Below are 1,643 nucleotides of genomic sequence, written 5' to 3'. Positions count from 1 at the left end.
GTGAACAAAGTGGTAAATTAACTACTATTACTGGATTATTAGCTCTTGCTTCAGTTGTTCTCGGTACTATATACTATAAAAAAAGTCAAAAAGACTAATTTGTTCTCATTAAATAAAATAAAATTAAATTTTATTAAATCTTTTATCCTATTTTTAGGCAAATTTAACTAAAATACCCCCACTCAAAAGGCAGGAGATTAACTTTGAATAAAAAAAAGACGTTTTTGTTTTCAAGCGTTGCGGGCGCGATGATATTCGGAGCGGTTTTTAGCGCAAATTTAAATGCTAAAGCCACCGAGGACGGATCGAATTCCAAACTGCAATCGCTCTCTAAACTTACAAAAACCATTTCTACTATCGAGAAATATTATGTTGATGATTTACAGTTTAAAGAGATCGTGGATAAGGCCATAGAGGGGCTTTTAAACAACCTTGACGCGCATTCGGGATTTTTAAACGAAAAGGCGTTTAAAGATATGCAGGTGCAAACAAACGGCGAATTTGGCGGTCTTGGTATAACCGTCGGCATGAAAGACGGCGCACTAACGGTCATCTCGCCTATCGAAAATACGCCTGCGGATAAAGCCGGTATAAAAAGCGGCGACATCATCCTGCGCATCGACGGCAACGCGACTCTAGGCACTACTATAGATGAAGCTGTAAATAAAATGCGCGGCAAACCAAAGACGCCTATTACGATAACTATCGTGCGAAAAGGCGAGCAAAAGCCGTTTGACGTCAAGCTCGTGCGCGACATCATCTCGGTCGAGTCCGTTTACGCAAAGATGATCGAAAAAGACAACATCCTCTATCTTCGCGTGACGAATTTTGACAAGCACGTAACCGAAAAGGCCGAGGAATTTATCAAAAAATATCCGAAAGCAGAGGGTATCGTACTGGATCTTCGAAATAACCCGGGCGGACTTTTAAACCAAGCGGTCGGACTAACGAATCTATTTATAGATAGCGGCGTGATCGTATCTCAAAAGGGCAGAAACGAGAGCGAAAATAGCGAATTTAAAGCCGCAAGAGCAAACAAAATCACAAATTTACCGCTTGCGGTGCTAGTTAACGGCGGAAGCGCGAGCGCGAGCGAGATCGTAAGCGGTTCGTTGCAAGACCATAAACGAGCCGTCGTTATCGGCGAAAAGACGTTCGGTAAAGGTAGCGTGCAAATCATTCTACCCGTAGACGACACAGAAGCCATCCGCCTAACGATAGCGCGCTACTACCTACCTAGCGGTCGTACTATACAGGCGACCGGCGTAGAGCCTGATATCATCGTATTTCCTGGCAAAGTGCCACAACAGGATGAAAATGCATTTTCTATAAAAGAGAGCGAACTAAAAAAACACCTAACCAACGAACTGAGCAAAATAGACGCAAATAGTGACAAAAACTCTACGAAAATCACAGATAATAAGACTATAATAACCGAGGCTAACGTAAACGACGATATACAACTAAAATCGGCGATTGACGCGATCAAAATTTTACAGCTAAAATAAGGAGTGCAAAATGCAAAAAAAAGAGCTGATCTACGAAGGGAAGGGAAAAAAGATGTTCGCAACGGACGATGCGGACTTGCTAATAGCGGAATTTAAAGACGATCTAACCGCCTTTGATGCGCAAAAAAGAGGTAA

The 1,643-nt window shown here is 42.1% G+C and carries 2 protein-coding genes; both read left to right on the top strand.

The features are described from left to right. Positions 1 to 203 precede the first annotated feature (203 nt). Positions 204 to 1,508, top strand: coding sequence for a S41 family peptidase (locus Q0200_RS11385; protein ID WP_297941226.1), 1,305 nt, complete (start codon positions 204 to 206; stop codon positions 1,506 to 1,508). Positions 1,509 to 1,518: 10 nt separating this feature from the next. Beyond that, positions 1,519 to 1,643 (top strand): phosphoribosylaminoimidazolesuccinocarboxamide synthase (locus Q0200_RS11380; protein WP_297941227.1); only part of this gene is annotated, 125 nt, incomplete at its 3' end.

The organism is uncultured Campylobacter sp. (genome assembly GCF_938045225.1).
In the GTDB taxonomy this organism is placed as follows: Bacteria; Campylobacterota; Campylobacteria; order Campylobacterales; family Campylobacteraceae; genus Campylobacter_A.
Note: the sequence above shows the minus strand (reverse complement) of the source record. Positions and strands in the feature narration are given on the sequence as shown.